Origin of the sequence: Campylobacter sp. 2018MI10 (assembly GCF_018501175.1) — a bacterium.
Lineage (GTDB): Bacteria > Campylobacterota > Campylobacteria > Campylobacterales > Campylobacteraceae > Campylobacter_E.
Genome location: NZ_JAHCZD010000014.1, coordinates 35,240 through 53,494 on the forward strand (window position 1 = coordinate 35,240; position 18,255 = coordinate 53,494).

Below are 18,255 nucleotides of genomic sequence, written 5' to 3' on the forward strand. Positions count from 1 at the left end.
CAAAATTACACACAAATCTTACTCTTTATTAAACTTTAAAATCTAATGTTTGCTTAAAAATAAGGAGAAAGAATGGGAGTTTTAGAAAACTTTAAACAAATTGCAGCAATTCCGCATTGTAGTTTTGATGCAGTTAAATTAAAAGATTTTTTAATTAATTATGCAAAATCAAAAGGTTTTGAAGTATTAGTTGATAAGGCTGAAAATATTTTATGCAAAAAGGGAAATCCTAATATATGCTTGCAAAGTCATTATGATATGGTTTGTGTTGGAGATGCACCTAATATAAATATAATAGAAAGTGATGGGTTTATTAAAGCAAATAATTCAACCTTAGGTGCTGATAATGGTATAGGAATTGCCATTATGATGGAAGCTATGAATGAGTTTGGCGACCTTGAATGTTTATTTACTGCTAATGAAGAAGTAGGGCTTATAGGTGCAAATAATTTAGAGCTAAAAATTAGCTCAAAACACTTATTAAATCTTGATAGCGAGTGTGTAGATAGAGTAATAATTGGTTGTGCGGCGAGTTTAATGATGAATGTAAATATTAAGCTAAATTATAAAAACCCTAGTAAAAAATATTTATATGAAGCTCATACTAAAGGCTATAAAGGCGGTCATAGTGGGATTGATATTATTAAAAATATTCCTAGTGCTATTAGTGATTTAGCTTTATTTTTATATAAAAACGATGCTGAATTAGTAAGCTTTAGTGGTGGGGAAAGAACTAATAGTATAAGTGTAAATGCTAAAGCTATTTTTTATAGCGACACTGAACTTAAATCTAGTGAAAATATTGAAATAACCAAGCTTGAGAGTAAAGGCGAAAAAGTAATTCAAGAAGATATTTTAAGTCTAATTGCTAGTTATAAACACGGAGTTTGGTCTTATTCAAGGGATTTAAATATAGTAAAAACTAGCGTAAATCTAGCAATTATTAGTCAAAATAATGATGAATTAAAGCTTGAATTATTTGCAAGAAGCGATAATTCAGCAGATTTAGATGAAGTCTTTTATAAAACCAAAGCACATTTTAATAATTACGAAGCAAAACTACTTGCTAAAGATGAGCCTTGGGAGCCTATACCAAATGATTTTACTTATGCAGTGCTTAATTCTTTACAAAAATATAATCCAAAAGCTAGTATGAGTAGTATTCACGCAGGGCTTGAGTGCGGAGTGCTAAAAACTAAGCAAAATGAATTATTATGTGCTTCAATAGGTCCAAATATCCTAAGCCCACATAGTATTTATGAAAGATGTGAGATTAGCACAATAGATATTATTAAAAACACAACATTTGATTTAATTAAAAACTACAAATAAAAGGAGATAAAATGAGTTTTCGTATAGAACACGATACAATGGGTGAAGTTAAAGTTCCTGCAGATAAATTGTGGGCAGCACAAACACAAAGAAGTTTAGAGAATTTCAAAATCGGCACAGAAAAGATGCCTGTAGAATTAATCCACGCTTTTGCGCATCTTAAGAAGTCTTTAGCTTTAGTAAATAATGATTTAGGCAAATTAGACAATGTAAAAAAAGATGCAATTATTAAAGCTTGTGATGAGATTTTAGCTAATAAACATAATGATGAATTCCCACTTGCTATATGGCAAACAGGTTCAGGAACACAAACAAATATGAACCTAAATGAAGTTATAGCAAATCTTGCTACTAAACTTAGTGGAATGGATTTTACTAAAGAAAAAATAGTCCATCCAAACGACCATGTAAATATGAGCCAAAGCTCAAATGATACATTCCCGACTGCAATGCATATAGTAGCAGTTTTAGAAACTGAAAGGACTTTAATTCCTGCATTAGAAATTTTAGAAAAAACACTAGATAAAAAAGCAAAAGAATTTGAAAATATAATTAAAATCGGAAGAACTCACTTGCAAGATGCAACCCCACTTACTTTAGGTCAAGAATTCAGTGGATATGTATATATGTTGCAAAGCTCAAAAAGACATATTTTAAAAGCACTTGAAGATGTAAGAGAGCTAACAATTGGCGGAACAGCTGTTGGAACTGGAATTAATGCTCATCCAGAACTTAGTGAAAAAGTATCAGCAAAATTAAGCGAACTTTTAGGCACTAAATTTATAAGTAGCCCAAACAAATTCCATGGACTTACAAGCCACGATGCTTTAGTATTTTTACACGGAGCATTTAAAGCTCTTGCAGCAAATTTAATGAAAATAGCAAACGATATTAGATGGCTTGCAAGTGGTCCTAGATGTGGTTTAGGAGAGCTTAGTATTCCTGAAAATGAGCCAGGTAGCTCAATTATGCCAGGTAAAGTAAATCCTACTCAAAGTGAAGCTTTAACAATGCTTAGCGTTCAAGTAATGGGAAATGATGCGGCAATTGGTTTTGCAGCTTCTCAAGGTAATTTTGAGCTAAATGTATTTAAGCCTGTGATTATTTATAATTTCTTACAAAGTTTAAGATTATTAGCTGATGGTATGATTAGCTTTAATGATAATTGTGCTATAGGAATTACTCCAAATATTGATAAAATTACTCATAATTTAAATAATTCTTTAATGCTAGTAACTGCACTAAATCCACATATTGGCTATGAAAATGCAGCAAAAGTTGCAAAAAATGCTCACAAAAAAGGAATTAGCCTAAAAGAATCTTGCTTAGAATTAGGCTTAGTTAGTGAAGAAGATTTTGATAAATTTGTAGTTCCTGCAAATATGATTAAGCCAAAATGAGAGAATTACTTTTAGCAATAGAAAGTAGCTGCGATGATTCAAGCATCGCAGTTATTAATGTAAATACTTATGAATGTTTATTTTATGAAAAAATATCTCAAGATGAGCATAATGAATTTGGTGGAGTTGTGCCAGAACTTGCATCAAGGCTACATACTGAAGCTTTACCTAAAATATTAGCTAAAACCAAGCCATTTTTTAATGATTTAAAAGTAATTGCAGTTACTAATGAGCCAGGATTATCAGTATCACTTCAAAGCGGAGTTGCAATGGCTAAGGCTTTAAGTGTGGCTTTAAATATACCATTAATTGCGATAAATCATTTAAAAGGTCATATTTGTTCTTTATTTTTAGATAAAGAAATAATGAATGATTTTTTAGTTTTGCTTGTAAGTGGCGGTCATACTATGATACTTGAGATTACTAAAGAATATGATATAAATTTAATAGCAACTACAAGCGATGATAGTTTTGGAGAAAGTTTTGATAAAGTTGCAAAAATGCTAGGACTTGGTTATCCTGGTGGGGTATTTATTGAAGAATTAGCAAAAAATGAAAGTAATAATACTTATGAGTTTTCTTTACCAATCCCAAGTAAAAGTAGGCTTGAGTATTCATTTTCGGGTATTAAAAATCAAGTTAGATTAGCTATTAATGATTGTATAGCAAATAATACTTTAGATACTCAAAAAGCAAATATAGCAGCAGCATTTCAAAGAATTGCTTGTAAGCATATAATTAATAAATTAAACATAGTTTTGCATAATAAAAATTATAAAGCATTAGGCGTAGTTGGTGGTGCAAGTGCTAATTTATTGCTTAGGTCTAAATTAGATGAAATTTGTAAAAAAAATAATATGCAATTATTGTTAGCTCCGCTTAAATATTGTTCTGATAATGCTTTAATGATAGCAAGAGCAGGGGTTATTGCATACAAAAATAAAGATTTTGTAAATATAAGTGATGATATAATAAACCCAAAATCAAAAAATTTTAAAAGGCTTTAATTTAATGAAAAAAATATTTTTATGTTTAGGATTATTAGGTAGTTTATTAGCTAAGGATTATGGTAATTATATAAGTATTGATGAAAATGGTAAAAAAACTGCTAGATGGCATATTTATGAAGAAAATAATGAATTATTTGGCAAAGTTGTTAAATTGTTTGAATATGGTGATGATGAACTTTGTAAATCTTGTGAAAAAACTTATGATTATTTTACTTATGCAGAAGATGCTAGAAAGATGAAAATAGTAGGTGCGCCATTGCTTTATAAATTAAAAAAAGATGGTGAAAATTCTTATAAAAGTGGTTACATAATTGACCCAGAAAGTGGTAAATTATATAGAGCAAATGCAACTTTTAAAGATGATAAATTAATTTTAAGAGGATATGTTGGATTTTCTTTAATAGGAAGAAGTCAGACTTGGATTAAGGAAAAATAATGCAAGAGTTATTAACTCTTGCTAAAAAAGCAGCAAGAATTGCTGGAGATGAAATAATTGATATAAAATACCCTTTAATTAATACAAAACCAGATGGAACTTTAGTTAGTTCAGCTGATTTAAAAGCTAATGAAATCATATTTGATATTTTAGGAAAAAGTAAAATTAATATATGTTCTGAAGAACAGATTTTAGATTATGAAAAAAGAAAAAAATCTTTATTTTGGCTAATTGACCCACTTGATGGCACTAATAACTATTTAAAAAATAGAAAAAATTTTTGCGTTTGTATTAGTTTGATTGAAGATACAAGACCAATTTTAGGTGTAATTTATGATGTTTGCAATAAGAATTTGTATTATTCAGCTAAAAATATGCCAGTTTATAAAAATCAAGAAATCCTAAATAAAGTTAAAAAAGAATCAAATAAAGCTTTGGTATCTTTAAGAAAAGAACAAGATATAAATAATAGTAAAATTCCATTTAGCTACGGATACTCGGCATTAAATATAGGCTCTGCATTAAAGTTTTGTGCTTTATTAGAAGGTGATGCTGATGTATATTTAAGATACGAAAGGCTAAATTCTTGGGATTTAGCTGCTGGGGATTTTTTGATAAATCAAAGTGGTGGATTAATGTTAGGGCTTGATAAACAAAAATTGAATTATAATACGCCCAATTTTTCTTGCAAACCTTTTATAGCGTTTTCAAGTGTATTTAATAAGGATTAATATGAATATTTTTAACACACATAGAATAGTTTTTGAAGGTTCTTCGGTTAGCAAATATTTAAGTGATAATTTAACTTGCATTCAATTTAGTTTAAATGGTGTAATTGATGCTGGATTTTTACCAAAACCAACTGATGATAATTTTATAAAGCATGTTTTTATTTCTCACACTCATTTAGACCATATTTGTGCAATTGCATTGTATGTTGATAATTATTTTTTAAAACTTCAAGATAGTATTTGTATATATGCTAGTAAAGAAAGTATAGATAATCTTAAAGAGCATTTTTTTAACAATAAAATTTGGCCTGATTTTGCAAAGATAAAATTGCCAAATGGAAGTCCTGCTATAGTTTATAAAGAAATTAATGTAGGAGATAAATTATTAATAGATGATATAACAATAGAGCCAGTTAAGAGCTATCACACTGAAGGTAGTTTTGGCTTTATTTTAAGCTATGATAAAGATAGTATATATTTTACTTCAGATACTTATTATCACGATGATATAGTGGAATTAATCAATAAGAGAACTGATATAAGACAAGTAATTGCTGATGTTAGTTTTGATTCAAGTTTAGAAAAATTAGCACAAGATTCAAAACACTTAACTCCAAAATTATTAAAAAAAATACAAGAGCAAGTAAGAGATGATGTGATTTTCCATGTATATCACATTAAATATTGCTTTAAAGATAAAATAGAAGAAGAATTAAGAGAATTTAATATCTTAAAAGATTATGGAATGATTATTAAAAATGGTTCATTTATGCAATTTAATACAAATTATCAAAGTGATATGATAAATGTATTGAAAAGACATAATTTAGACCAAGAACAAAAACTAGAAACCATACTTGAATGCTTTTCTCAAATTTCTAAAAACTCTGATTCTAAAGCCAACCTAAATACCTTAGGCGAAATGGTTAAACAAAACATTCAAGCTGATAGATGTAGTGTATGGTTTATTGATAATGAAAGAAAAGAATATTATACCTTACACGCTGATGGAGTAGGTGAGATTAGAGTTCCTTTTGGTAAAGGAATAGTAGGTCGTGCAATTGAGACAAAAGAAGCTATTTTAGAAAATAATCCAAAAAGCAATCCGTATTTTGATAGCTCAAATGATGAGAGAACAAAATATAGCACTAAATCAATTTTAGCTATGCCTATTTTAAATAGTGAGCATGAAGTTATTGGGGTATTCCAAGCTTTAAATAAACTTACAGATATTAATAACAATTTTGATAAAGATGATTTAGATTATCTAAGAATTGCAGCTGATTATTCAGGTAAGATTTATGAAGGAATGAAATTCCAAGAAGATATTTTAAATGCTCAAAAAGATTTAATTTATTCAATAGCTGAAATGGTTGAGAGCAAAAGTGAAGAAACAGGAAATCATGTAAAAAGAGTAGGTAAAATAAGCGAAGCTATAGCAAGACAAATGGGATTAAGCGAAGAAGAAGTAACGCTAATTAGTTATGGTGCTCCAACTCACGATATTGGTAAGATTGGAATTCCCGATGCTATTTTAAATAAACCTGGAAGACTTGATGAAAAAGAATTTAAAACTATGCAAAAACACGCACAAATAGGATATGAAATGTTGCATAGGTTTAAAGGCAAAATTATGGAAGCAGCAGCAATCATCGCTCACGAACACCACGAAAAATATGCAGGTGGTGGCTATCCAATGGGTAAAAAAGGTGATGATATTCATATTTATGCAAGAATTGTTTCTTTAGCTGATGTTTTTGATGCGCTTGCAAGTGATAGATGTTATAAAAAAGCTTGGCCACTTGATGAAGTTTGCAAATATATTAGTGATAATTCAGGTTTTCAATTTGACCCTAAAGTGGTTGAAGCATTTTTTGCTTGTAAAGAAGAAATATTTGCAATAAAAGAAAAATATGTTGATAAATATATTGATGATAATTTAATGTGATTGTAATTTGTTGATTTTTTAGATTAATCCAAATTAATTTTTCATTGATTTGGATTAATTATTTGCTTTAATTTAAACTATTAATACTTTTTTAAATAAAATTATCTATAATCGCTCCTTTTTTAAAATTAGGAGTAGTTTAATGTTTTTTAAAAATAATAAAGAAATACAAGACAAGATTATTAACGAGTTAAAAGATAAAGAAGCTATTTTAAAAGCTATTTATAAAGAAATGGCGATTATAGAATTTGATACTAAAGGAAATATTGTTGATGCAAATGAGCATTTTTTAAAAGCTACAAAATATACACTAGCAGAGATAAAAGGTAAGCATCATAGAATATTTTGTGATAAACATTATGTTAATTCAAGTGATTATTCAATCTTTTGGCAAGAATTATCAAGAAATATTCCACAAAGTGGTCAGTTTAAAAGATTTGCAAAAGATGGTCAAGTAGTTTATTTAGAAGCAAATTATTTACCAATAGTAGATGAGCAAAATCAAGTTTATAAAGTAATTAAGTTTGCTGCTGATGTTACAGAACACGAAAATGAATTGTTGGATTTAAAAAATACAATTAATGCGGCAAGTAAGTCTATGGCTTTAATTGAATTCACTCCAAACGGGGAAATACTTGATGCAAATGATAATTTTTTAAATACATTAAATTACAGAAAAAGCGAAATTATAGGCAAACATCATTCTATGTTTTGTGATAGTGAATATGTAAAAAGCAGTGATTATAGAAAATTTTGGGAAGATTTAAGAAGCGGACATTTTCAATCAGGTCAATTTATAAGATATACAAAAGATAATAATCCTGTATATTTAGAAGCAAGTTACAATCCTGTTTATAATGTTGAAGGTAAGGTTTATAAGGTAATTAAATTCGCAAGTGATGTTAGCGAGCAAGTAATAAGAGATTTGAATAAAAATAAAATCGTAAGCGAGTTAGCACAAAAAAATGATGAAAGCACAAATGAAGGTAGTAAAGTTATTGCTAAAACCGTGCAAAATGTCCAAGAAATAGCAGAAATTATGAATGAAAGTAGTGAATTGGTTAATTCGTTAAATACTCAATCAGATGAGATTGTATCTGTTATTCAAACTATTAAAGATATTGCAGAGCAAACTAATTTATTAGCATTAAATGCTGCTATTGAAGCTGCTCGTGCTGGCGAGCATGGTCGTGGTTTTGCTGTGGTTGCTGATGAGGTTAGAAAACTTGCTGAAAGGACTGCAACATCAATTAATGAAATTACTTTAACAATTAATTCTATTAGAAATGTTAGTGCTAATGTTGTTGAGAGTATAAATAAAAGCATAGCTCAAGTAAATGATAGTGTTGTGTTAGCAAATACTGCAAATGAATGTATGAATAAAATCAAACAAAGTTCAGAAGAAGTAGCAAGAGCTATGGAAGAAAATAAATAAATATAATTTGAAATTCTTAGGAATTTCAAATTAGTTTTTTAAGTCTTTTTGTAATTCTTTTAAAAAAATTCTCGCAACATCACTTAATTTATCATCAATCCAAATTAACCTTAAATTAGAAGTAATTAATGGGTTTATAGGCTTAAAACATAAATCATCATTAGTGTTAATTAATTTATCAAGAGATAAAGCGTATCCAATATCTTCTTTAACAAAAATTGCAGCATTGTATAATAAATCATAAGTAGCTACTATATTTAGCTTATCTTGATTTTGCCTTAAAACATTTGGCATTTCTTGCGTAAAACCTTGTCTTGATACTATAAGTGGCATTTGAAATAAATCATTTATGCTTATATCTTTTTGCTTAGCGTATTTTGAAGTGTTTTTCATAATAATCCCCCAAGTATCACTATGATTTAAATCTAAATAACTAAAATTGCTAATATCAAATTCTTGAACTACAACGGCAAAGTCTATTAAAGAATTTTGTAATTTATTTACCACATTTTCATAATTACCACTGAATATATGAAACTTAAAATTTTTATTTTGTAGTTTTTTAGCAGTTTTTGCTATTTTGGCTATTCCAATTGATTCAGCACAGCCTATATAAACATCTCCACCATTAAAATCTTTTAAATTTTTAAATTCTTGCTCGGTTTTATCAACTAAATCTAAAATATCACAAGCTCTTTTATAAAGCATTTCTCCTTCTTTTGTGAGAATGATTTTATAATTTGTTCTAATGAAAAGTTTTTGCCCTAATTTTGTTTCTAAATCTTTTAATTGTCTTGATAGATTTGGTTGAGTAAGATTTAATTTATTAGCTGCTTTAGTTATATTTTGTAATTTTGCAGATTCTATAAAATATTTTAAAACTCTAATTTCCATAATATTCCTTAGAAATAATTAATTTTTATAATTAATTATATATTATAAGTATTTGATATTTCTTTTAAAAATAAATAAAATTATTTTACTTTTAAAACAAGGAGATTTTTTATGAATAATTTTATTTTTCACAATCCAACTAAGATTTATTTTACTGATGAAGTAGAGCAATCTTTAGAATTTGAATTAAGTAAATATGGTAAAAACATTGTTTTGGTTTATGGTTGCGGCTCGGTGCATAAAAATGGTATTTTTAACCAAATTGTAAAAATACTAGATAAATTAGGCAAAAATGTAGCATATATTGATGGTGTTATGCCAAATCCTACTTTAGAAAAATTAAACTCAGGTGTAAAGATAGCAAGAGAGCATAAAGCTGATTTTTTATTAGCTTTAGGTGGTGGTTCTGTTTGTGATTACACAAAAGCTTTAGCAGTTAGTATAAACTCAAGCGATGATTATTGGGATAGGTATTTTATAAATCAACTTGAGCCAACTTGTGATGTAGTTTCGTTAGGTTGTATTTTGACAATGTGTGGGACAGGCTCTGAAATGAATGGTGGTAGCGTAATTACAAATGAAAAAACTCATCAAAAAATAGGAAAAGTTTTTAATGATAAAAGAGTATTTCCTAAGTTTTCTATATTAAATCCTAAATACACTTTAAGTCTTAGCAAATATCAAATGATAAATGGAATTTATGATGCGTTTAATCATATTTTAGAGCAATATTTTTCAAAAGAAGATGATAATGTGAGCGATTATTTAGCAGAAGGGCTTATGCGTTCAATAATCTCATCAAGCAAAATTGCAAACAAAAATCCTAATGATTATAAGGCTAGAAGTGATATTATGTGGGCGAGTACTCTAGCATTAAATACTATGCTTCATTGTGGTAAAAATGGAGATTGGATGGTTCATATGATAGGTCAGGCAATTGGTGGCTTTACTAATGCAACGCACGGAGCTACTTTAAGTGCTATTAGCTTGGCGTATTATGAATATATAATGCCTTATAATATTGATAAATTTAAAAGGTTTGCTATTAATGTCTGGGGTATAAAAGACAATAAAAGCGATGAAGAAATAGCTAAATTAGGGCTACTTGCTATGAAAGATTGGATGAGTGAGCTAGGTCTTTGTATGAATATAAAAGATTTATTAGTAGATGAAAGCTTGATTGAAGATATTGCTAATAATGTATTCATCTTAAATGGTGGTTATAAGGAGCTTAGTAAAGATGAAGTTATTTATATACTTAAGAAAAGTTTTTAGTATTTTTATTGGTTTAGGAGCTTTTTGTATGTTAAATGGATTTAGCAATGATGAAATATATGTTGAAATAAATAATCAAGAATTAAGAATAAAATTAGAAAGCAATTCATCATCAACTGCTCTTTATGAAGTATTACAAAAGTCTGATTTGAATGTTTTAATGAATGATTATGGTGGGTTTGAAAAGGTAGGAAGAATTGATAAAAATCTTCCTACTAATGATAAATATTTTCAAGCTAAAGCACTTGATTTGATTTTATATAATGCTAATAATATAGTAATTTATTATGATAATAATTCTTGGAGTTTTACTAAATTAGGAACAATTTATGGCATTAGTAAAGATGAGTTAAAAAAGCTTTTAGGTAATGGCAAAATTAATGCTAGGTTTTATGTTAAAAATAAGGATTAATTATGATTAAGTATGTAAAAGCAAATTCTATTGAGCATAAACTTATGCTTAAACAAGCTAAAGAAGCTATGAAAATAACTTTTAAAATTAACAATACTTATAATGAACCAGAAGAATTAAATAAATTATTTTCTCAATTAATTGGTAAAGAAGTAGATGAAAGTTTTACTTTATTTCCGCCTTTTAATACGGATTGCGGTAAAAATATTTCAGTAGGCAAAAATGTATTTATAAATAGCGGTTGTAAATTTCAAGACCAAGGAGGAATTTATATAGGAAATAATGTTTTAATAGGGCATAATGTAGTATTAGCTACCATAAATCATGATATAAATCCATTTAAACGCTCTGATATGGTATTAAAACCAATAACAATAGAAGATAATGTTTGGATTGGTTCAAATGCCACAATACTTAGCGGAGTAAAAATTAAAAAAGGCTCAATAATAGCAGCTGGTGCGGTGGTCACTAAAGATGTTGAGGAATTTCAAATAGTAGCAGGGGTTCCAGCTAAATTAATTAAAACTATAAAATTAAGCTAATTAATAAATTAGCTTAATAATTTTTCTTGTTGAGTTTTTATGATATTTACAATTGAGCGAATATTATCAATTGTATATGGTAATGGTAGGAAATCTACTTCTTGAATAATCTTTTCAATATTAGGTGTTATTTTATGATTATTTAGTATAAGAATTAATTTAAAGCAATATTCATCTTGTGCTTTTACTAAACGATTTAAATCATATTCATTAAAAGTATTAATTAGATTTGCGTCTAATAAAACAGCTCTATAAGCGCAATTTACCCCATCTTCAATTTTTTCTAAAAGACCATTACTTGATTGGTTTTGAATGCAGTTTATTTCATAGCTTTCAAGATTTGCAGTGATTGTTTTTGATATGTCAATATTGTTATGAACTATTAAAACACTTAATCTATCTTTTGGAGTTACATCTGGTAAATTATTTTCTTTATCATTGATTAGTATTGGGATACTAAGACAGATTGCGTGATTAATTCTTTCATTTGTATCCTTAAAGGCATAGCTAGAACCATCAATTTTTTTCATATATCCACTAAATTTATGTAATTGTTCTGATATAGATAATTTTTTAGGATTAGTAAAGCTTTTAAATAGTTCAGTTTTTTTATCATCAACAACCCCACAAACTCCAATATCAACGCATAAAAGAGTTCTATTTTGCATATTATTCATAATTCCAATATCAATAAATATGGTTTCATTTTCTACATTTTGATTAATCAAATCAGCAGCAGCCCAAATAGCATTGATAATATTTGTATAATCTCCATAAAAATACCTATTTGGCATACATTTTTCATTGTTATCGTTTAGATATAACATATCTTGTCTAACTAAAAATATATTATTTTTAACACTAGCTTCGTAATTTAGCGTTTTGAAAAAATATAAAAACACTTCTTGTAAATCAAAATATAAAGATGATTTTTCAAAACTTTCACTTTCAAATTCTGCTTCATCGCTAACACTAAACATTTTTACTTTTTTAGTTTTTAATTTCATTTTTAGCTTGTAAATATAAGCTAATAATAAAACTATTAAGCCACCTAAAACTACAAATAAAAGTATTGTATCTTTATCAGAAAAATCTATTTTAGAATCTGCAAATAGATAGGTTGAGATTAAAATTAGTAATAATTTTTTCATATTTTCCTTTCAAATAATAAGCATTGCATCGCCGTATGAGTAAAATTTATATTTATTTTTAATAGCTTCTTCATAAAGTTTTAAAGTATTTTGCCTACCTATAAAACTAGCTACTAACATAATTAAAGTTGATTTTGGCAAATGAAAATTTGTTAATAAATAATTTTGTCTAATTGGCCTATTAGATGGGTTTAAAAACAAATCACATTCACCACTACTTTTTTTTGTCCTTGCATAATACTCTATTGTTCTTGTAGCAGTTGTGCCAACCCCTAAAATAGGTATATCACTATTAATTAATTTTATTGCTTCATCGCTTAGATTGAAGTATTCGCTATGCATTTTATGTTCTTGTATGTTTTCACATTCTACACTAGCAAAAGTTCCTGCACCAACATGTAAAGTAATATAAGCGCTTTTTTTATCTTTTAGACTATCTAAAACTCTATTCGTAAAATGCAATGACGCAGTAGGTGCTGCAACAGCTCCAATATTTTTAGCAAACACACTTTGATAATTTATCTCATCATCTAAATTATCCATTCTTTTAAGATATGGTGGTAGTGGAATATGTCCGATTTTTTCGCTAATTGTTAAAACTTCATCGGTTTTTAAAACTTCATTGTTTTTGCAAAATTTCACAATTCTGGTGCCATCTGCGTTTAGCTTTAATATTTTTGCGTTTAAATTATCTTGAAAAATTAAAATATCATCTTCTTTAACTTTACCCCTAATTTGCACTAAAAACTCATCATTTGCTAGAATTTTATTTATAAATAATTCACATTTTGCACCACTAATTTTATTGCCATAAAATCTAGCTTTAAATACTTTAGTATCATTAAAAATCAAAGCACATTCAGGCAAAAAATTAGCTAATTCATAAAATACACTATGAGTAATTTTTCCACTATTTTTTTCATACACTAATAGTTTTGCACTATCAGCAGGATTTGCAGGGTATTTTGCTATTAATTCTTCTGGCAAATCATAATCATAAGAACTTAGTAAATTATCAAGCATTTTTATCTTCTAATAATTCTTTTTCATCATCTTCGCTATCTATATCAGGGTCAGCTGGATTTACTACTTTAGCAATATAAATTGAAATAGCATAAAGCCCAATTAAAGGAATTGCCATTAAAAATTGTGAAAATACATCAGGCGGGGTCATAATTGCTGCGAATATAAAAATAACTAATATAGCAACTCTGAAATTTCTAATAAGAGTTTTTTCAGTTACAAGACCAATTTTTGCTAAGAAAAATATAGCAACAGGTAATTCATATCCTAGTCCAAATGCAATTACTAATTTTGTAAAAAAGCTCACATATTCAGAAATTGAAGGCATAGCCTTATACTCTCCACCGCTAAAATTGATTAAAAAATCAAAAGCAATAGGAACTACTAAATAATAGCAAAACGCCGCACCAATCAAAAACATAATAGTAGCACTAAATACAAAAGGCACTACAAATCTTTTTTCATTTTCATATAAACCTGGTTCAACAAATTTCCAAGCTTGCCACAAAATTATAGGCAATGCTACAAGAAATGCTGCAAATAAAGAAACTTGCATAGCAGTGAAGAAATTCTCTTGTGGTTTATAAAATATAATTTCAGAGCCTTCAGGCAATACATTCATAAGTGGAACACAAATAAAATGTAGTATTGGTTTCCAAAATACAAAACATACAAAAAAAGCTAAAATCAAAGCAACTACACTAATAAATAATCTTTTTCTAAGTTCAACTAAATGTGGTTTTAATTCTTCAAACATTTTCGCTCTTTTCTTTTAAAAATTGTTCTCTTTTGCTAAGTTGCTTTTCTTCTGTATTTATATTTTTTTCTTCTGTAGAATTTGAATTTTGATTTGAGTTTTCTGTATTTTTTACACTATCAATAGTGCTATTTAAAGCATTTTGTGCGTCTTTTTCAAAATCACTTAAAGTATTTTTAATCTCATCAAATTCTTCAAAGCTTAGTTTTTTTCTGATACTATCATTTGCTTTTGTGATTTCTTCTTTATATTTTCTAGCTTCATCTTTTAATTCGCTAATATTGATTTCGTTTTCTATACTTGATTTAGCTTCGTTAATTTGTTTTTTAACAGCCTTTAATAATTTTGCGATTTCAACTATAGTGCCAGGTAGTTTTTCAGGTCCTAAAACCAAAACAGCAACTATTAAAATAATAACAATTTCCATAAAACTCATAATAAAACTCTTTTAGATAATTTTTTGCTGAATTTATCTAATTTTTTTTAATCGTTAGTTTAAATTAAGTTTTGCTACTTAATCTTTTTAAAGTTATATTTAGTTATATTTAATTAATATATTTACTAATTATTAAATTATTTTAAAGGGGTAAAATATGAAAATTAGTTCAAATAATTATAACTTACCATTACAAAAGCCAAATAATAATCAAGCATTAGTTCAAGGAAGACTTGAAAATAAAGAAAATGCAAAAAGATATGATGATTTTGTTAAAATGTTTTACCCCGATACTCACGATAGCTTGGATTTTAATTACCCAACTAATAGCAATGAAGCAAAAATTCAAAGTATGGTTATTTATATGTTACTTGAACATCAAGATGCTTTATATGGCGATATGTATACGAATACAATTTATGAAAGAGCCTTTAGTTCTGAAGCAAATCAAGATGTGCAAAAAGATTTAAAAGATTTTTTAAAGGAGCATTCTGATAGCTTAGGAGATTATAAATGGGATCAAGATGTAATAATAGCAAAGCTATTTAATGCAAGAAATATTAGCGAAGATGAGTTCAAACAAAGGTATCTAGCAAGAATTGATGAGATAAAGCAAGGCAAAGAGCATGAAAGTATCCAAAATAGTGAAAATACAAAACCAAGTGATGAAATATTAACAATAAATAAAAATGATGAAAAATCTGAAGATAAAAAACCATTCGAAGCTATAGAAGTAAAAGGCACAAGCACTCGTGAAAGTATGGAAGAAATACTTAGCAAAATTAATATTCAAAATATCAAAGATGAAAGAGATTTATTAGCTATTTTAATGGCATATAAAGATAGCAAGAATTTATATGATAAAAGAGTTTAAAATAAAGGAAAGTTATAAAATTGTTAAAATGAATATAGATTAATATTTTATATAAATAAGAATTAAAGCTAAAAATTTTATAAAAGAGTTCAGATATAAATTAAATATCTATTAATATTTTTTTAAACCTACCGATATAGAAAAATAACGGGGGTTTAAAATGCAAATAACAAATAACAATTATATAAATTATCAAACAAATATTAAAAATCAAATTTCAACCACTCAAACTCCTAAAGATAATATAAAAGAGCAAGTTATGAATTTATTAAAAGATGTTCCACAAGATGAATGTGGAACTTATGAGCCAAATAATACGCAAAGAATACTTTTGGGTGTAAATAAATCTAAGCATCCAGAGCTTCACGCTATGCTTGAAAGCGAGTTTATGGAAGGTATGCTTTTTTATGGAATGAGTAAAAAAGAGCGAGAATACTGGATAGAAACGGGCAAGAGTGTCGGAGCTGAAGAAATGGTAAAAGTGATTAATTCTTTACACCCTGCATTTTTCAACGAAAACGATGACAAAAAGGCTCTTTCTAAGCTAGACGCTTTACAAATAAATACAAAAGCTAATAATATTTATAATCAAGCATTTATTAAAAACGATTTAAAACTTTTAGAGTTTTTAAAGCAAAACGAGATTGTGGGCGTTAGATTTGCTACTAATGATACAAATTTTGGAGATACTAGCGTGCCTGAGTTTTATCTAAGCAGATTTTCTCAAGGCAATATAAAGCTAGGAGATGTTTTTTGTGGGAGTGGTGGCTTTATGGATAGGCTTATGGATTTATTTGCTCTTGATGATTTAGATGAGTTTAAAATCGGTTATTTGGCTTTAAAATTAGAAGTTGATTTATACAAAGAGCAAAATGGTTATGAAAAACATTTTGGAGAGAAATATTCACAAGAAAATTCCGAAAAAGATGAGAATATAAAAAGAAAACCCATAGAAGTAAAAGGCACAAGCACTCGTGAAAGTATGGAAGAAATACTTAGCAAAATTAATATTCAAAATATCAAAAATGAAAGAGATTTATTAGCTATTTTAATGGCATATAAAGATAGCGAGAATTTATATGATAAAAGAGTTTAAAATAAAGGAATAATTATGAAAATAAATTCTTATTCAACATATCAAATAACTAATATAAGCAAAAAAGAAACAAATAACGAGATTAAAAAAGTAGATAATAAAGCAGATGATAAAAAGGTAGGAGTTGTATTAGGATACGGAGTTGATAAAGATGGCTTTTTTACAAGTGATTTTAACAAAGCCGCAGGTATTCCGGAAGATTTTAAAATACATAGCGATAGTTTAAAATCTTTAGTAGAACATAATGAAAATGCAATATCACTTTATAAAATTTGTAAATCAATTGATATAGCAAAAAGCGTTGGTAATGCTTATAATGTTGTAAGACAAGTTGTAGGAGATGAATTTTTAAACTTAAACGATAGTTTTTCTAAAGATACTTTGTCAAACACCCCACATTTATATGAAATGAGAAAAAGCACCTTAGAAGTTACTCAAATATTTGATAATGATGACAAATTTAATAATTATTTTAAATCTAAAGAGTTTTCTAATGTTTTTTCAAAGCACAAAGACACATACTCATTATCAACCATTTTTGGTGCAGATGGTAATGTTTTTAATTATTATGAAACACGAGATGATAATATTTACGCTAAATGGCTTAGAAACTCTGCTTCAGTTTGCTGGAATCCACATGAAGAACATTATAAAACTGAAAACAGCGAATATACAAAAGGTGGCTTACTAATTGCAGCTCTTAGTAGTAATTATTTTTTGGTAGAAGGTGAGCGAACTGATTATGCTAAGCAAATAGGAGAGGATAGATTTACTCCTATGGATAGGTTAAATTATGAAGCTTTGCCAAAAGAACTTAGTTCATTAAAATTACAAAATGTAGATGGGTTTGATGGTAAAGAATTTGAAAGTATTATGAAGCGATATCAAAAATTATTATATGAAATGCTAAGTGGTAAAAATCTAAAAGCTCCTAAAGATATAGATAATTACGAAACATTTGAAGAGTTTTTGCAAGTGGCTTTACAATACAGCCAAAAAAATATAAGTTTATTTGATATGAAAGTATAAGGATTTGTTATGATGGTTAATGGAGTAAATAATTTTTCAAATACTTATATGAATAATCAAAGCAAAGTTAATAAACCTTATTATGAAGATGGAAAGGCTAGTTTAGAATATCTAAAACTTGCTCAGCAAAAGCTAGAAAATGATCCGACTTACAATCCTTTAAATGATAAACATTTAAATCTTGGAGAAAAGGCAAGTTATTGTGTGTTTGGAGCATTAGACCCTGATTTAGTAGAAGAAATTTGCAAAGAATATAAACAAAATTGGGTAGAAATTGATAAAAAAGAGCTTGATAGAACACTAAACTCACTAAATATGCCATCTTTAGGTTTGCCTAAAGATTTACTTTTAGGTTATATAGATAGTAAGAAAATGCCAAGCGTTGAAGAATTACAAGCTAGAGTTAAAGAAAAAGAAAATTTAAGAAATAATGCAATAAATACAAAAGAAGAAATTAAACAAGAAGAAAAAGAA

General features: G+C 27.6%; 18 protein-coding genes and 2 pseudogenes. 15 read left to right on the plus strand and 5 right to left on the minus strand.

Annotation, left to right across the window (positions count from 1 at the left end; genetic code table 11):
- Positions 1-72 precede the first annotated feature (72 nt).
- From KJR01_RS07150 to cetZ, 8 genes and pseudogenes are all read left to right on the plus strand, one after another.
- Positions 73-1,332 (plus strand): zinc-binding metallopeptidase family protein, encoded by a 1,260-nt coding sequence (locus KJR01_RS07150; protein WP_214118002.1) that lies wholly within the window; start codon positions 73-75, stop codon positions 1,330-1,332.
- Between the two features lie 11 nt (positions 1,333-1,343).
- Positions 1,344-2,732: a class II fumarate hydratase gene (gene fumC, locus KJR01_RS07155; protein ID WP_214118005.1), complete on the plus strand. Its 1,389-nt coding sequence runs from the start codon at positions 1,344-1,346 to the stop codon at positions 2,730-2,732.
- Positions 2,729-3,739, plus strand: coding sequence for a tRNA (adenosine(37)-N6)-threonylcarbamoyltransferase complex transferase subunit TsaD (gene tsaD, locus KJR01_RS07160; protein ID WP_214118007.1), 1,011 nt, complete (start codon positions 2,729-2,731; stop codon positions 3,737-3,739). Before fumC ends, tsaD begins: the two co-directional genes overlap by 4 nt.
- 4 nt (positions 3,740-3,743) lie before the next feature.
- Complete coding sequence (locus KJR01_RS07165; protein ID WP_214118015.1) at positions 3,744-4,178, plus strand: DUF2147 domain-containing protein; 435 nt, start codon at positions 3,744-3,746, stop codon at positions 4,176-4,178.
- A complete protein-coding gene (locus KJR01_RS07170; protein WP_214118017.1) occupies positions 4,178-4,909 on the plus strand; it encodes a 3'(2'),5'-bisphosphate nucleotidase CysQ in 732 nt (243 codons plus the stop codon). The genes KJR01_RS07165 and KJR01_RS07170 overlap by 1 nt, the downstream gene beginning before the upstream one ends.
- A gap of 1 nt (position 4,910) precedes the next feature.
- Complete coding sequence (locus KJR01_RS07175; RefSeq protein WP_214118019.1) at positions 4,911-6,857, plus strand: HD domain-containing phosphohydrolase; 1,947 nt, start codon at positions 4,911-4,913, stop codon at positions 6,855-6,857.
- A 142-nt stretch (positions 6,858-6,999) separates the two neighbouring features.
- Positions 7,000-7,758 (plus strand): annotated as a pseudogene (locus tag KJR01_RS10570) (PAS domain-containing protein); the annotation flags it as partial.
- 105 nt (positions 7,759-7,863) lie between these two features.
- Positions 7,864-8,292, plus strand: a pseudogene (gene cetZ / locus KJR01_RS10575) (energy taxis response protein CetZ); the annotation flags it as partial.
- Positions 8,293-8,322: 30 nt separating this feature from the next.
- On the opposite strand, the gene KJR01_RS07185 reads toward cetZ, so the two are convergent.
- Positions 8,323-9,186, minus strand: a complete 864-nt coding sequence (locus KJR01_RS07185; protein ID WP_214118028.1) for a LysR family transcriptional regulator — start codon at positions 9,184-9,186, stop codon at positions 8,323-8,325.
- Positions 9,187-9,297: 111 nt separating this feature from the next.
- Between KJR01_RS07185 and KJR01_RS07190 the strand changes: the two genes are divergently transcribed.
- From KJR01_RS07190 to KJR01_RS07200, 3 genes are read left to right on the plus strand one after another with little or no spacing between them, the layout of a single operon-like run.
- A complete protein-coding gene (locus tag KJR01_RS07190; protein ID WP_214118030.1) occupies positions 9,298-10,461 on the plus strand; it encodes an iron-containing alcohol dehydrogenase in 1,164 nt (387 codons plus the stop codon).
- Positions 10,427-10,873 carry a cyclophilin-like fold protein gene (locus tag KJR01_RS07195; RefSeq protein ID WP_214118032.1) on the plus strand — a complete coding sequence of 149 codons (447 nt, stop codon included), beginning with the start codon at positions 10,427-10,429 and terminating at the stop codon, positions 10,871-10,873. Before KJR01_RS07190 ends, KJR01_RS07195 begins: the two co-directional genes overlap by 35 nt.
- 2 nt (positions 10,874-10,875) lie before the next feature.
- A complete protein-coding gene (locus KJR01_RS07200; protein ID WP_214118035.1) occupies positions 10,876-11,415 on the plus strand; it encodes a DapH/DapD/GlmU-related protein in 540 nt (179 codons plus the stop codon).
- A gap of 8 nt (positions 11,416-11,423) precedes the next feature.
- On the opposite strand, the gene KJR01_RS07205 is transcribed toward KJR01_RS07200, so the two are convergent.
- From KJR01_RS07205 to tatB, 4 genes are read right to left on the minus strand one after another with little or no spacing between them, the layout of a single operon-like run.
- Positions 11,424-12,566, minus strand: a complete 1,143-nt coding sequence (locus KJR01_RS07205) for a hypothetical protein (protein ID WP_214118037.1) — start codon at positions 12,564-12,566, stop codon at positions 11,424-11,426.
- 9 nt (positions 12,567-12,575) lie between these two features.
- A complete protein-coding gene (gene queA, locus KJR01_RS07210) occupies positions 12,576-13,589 on the minus strand; it encodes a tRNA preQ1(34) S-adenosylmethionine ribosyltransferase-isomerase QueA (protein WP_214118039.1) in 1,014 nt (337 codons plus the stop codon).
- Complete coding sequence (tatC, locus tag KJR01_RS07215) at positions 13,582-14,346, minus strand: twin-arginine translocase subunit TatC (RefSeq protein ID WP_214118042.1); 765 nt, start codon at positions 14,344-14,346, stop codon at positions 13,582-13,584. Before tatC ends, queA begins: the two co-directional genes overlap by 8 nt.
- Positions 14,339-14,782: a Sec-independent protein translocase protein TatB gene (tatB, locus tag KJR01_RS07220; protein WP_214118044.1), complete on the minus strand. Its 444-nt coding sequence runs from the start codon at positions 14,780-14,782 to the stop codon at positions 14,339-14,341. The genes tatC and tatB overlap by 8 nt, the downstream gene beginning before the upstream one ends.
- 157 nt (positions 14,783-14,939) lie before the next feature.
- Between tatB and KJR01_RS07225 the strand changes: the two genes are divergently transcribed.
- From KJR01_RS07225 to KJR01_RS07240, 4 genes are all read left to right on the plus strand, one after another.
- On the plus strand, positions 14,940-15,656 hold the full coding sequence (locus KJR01_RS07225; RefSeq protein WP_214118046.1) for a hypothetical protein: 717 nt from the start codon (positions 14,940-14,942) through the stop codon (positions 15,654-15,656).
- A gap of 160 nt (positions 15,657-15,816) precedes the next feature.
- Positions 15,817-16,752, plus strand: coding sequence for a hypothetical protein (locus tag KJR01_RS07230; RefSeq protein WP_214118048.1), 936 nt, complete (start codon positions 15,817-15,819; stop codon positions 16,750-16,752).
- 15 nt (positions 16,753-16,767) lie between these two features.
- Positions 16,768-17,781, plus strand: coding sequence for a Cj0814 family flagellar-dependent secreted protein (locus tag KJR01_RS07235; protein WP_214118050.1), 1,014 nt, complete (start codon positions 16,768-16,770; stop codon positions 17,779-17,781).
- Positions 17,782-17,790: 9 nt separating this feature from the next.
- On the plus strand, positions 17,791-18,255 hold a 465-nt coding region (locus tag KJR01_RS07240), incomplete at its 3' end, for a hypothetical protein (RefSeq protein WP_214118052.1).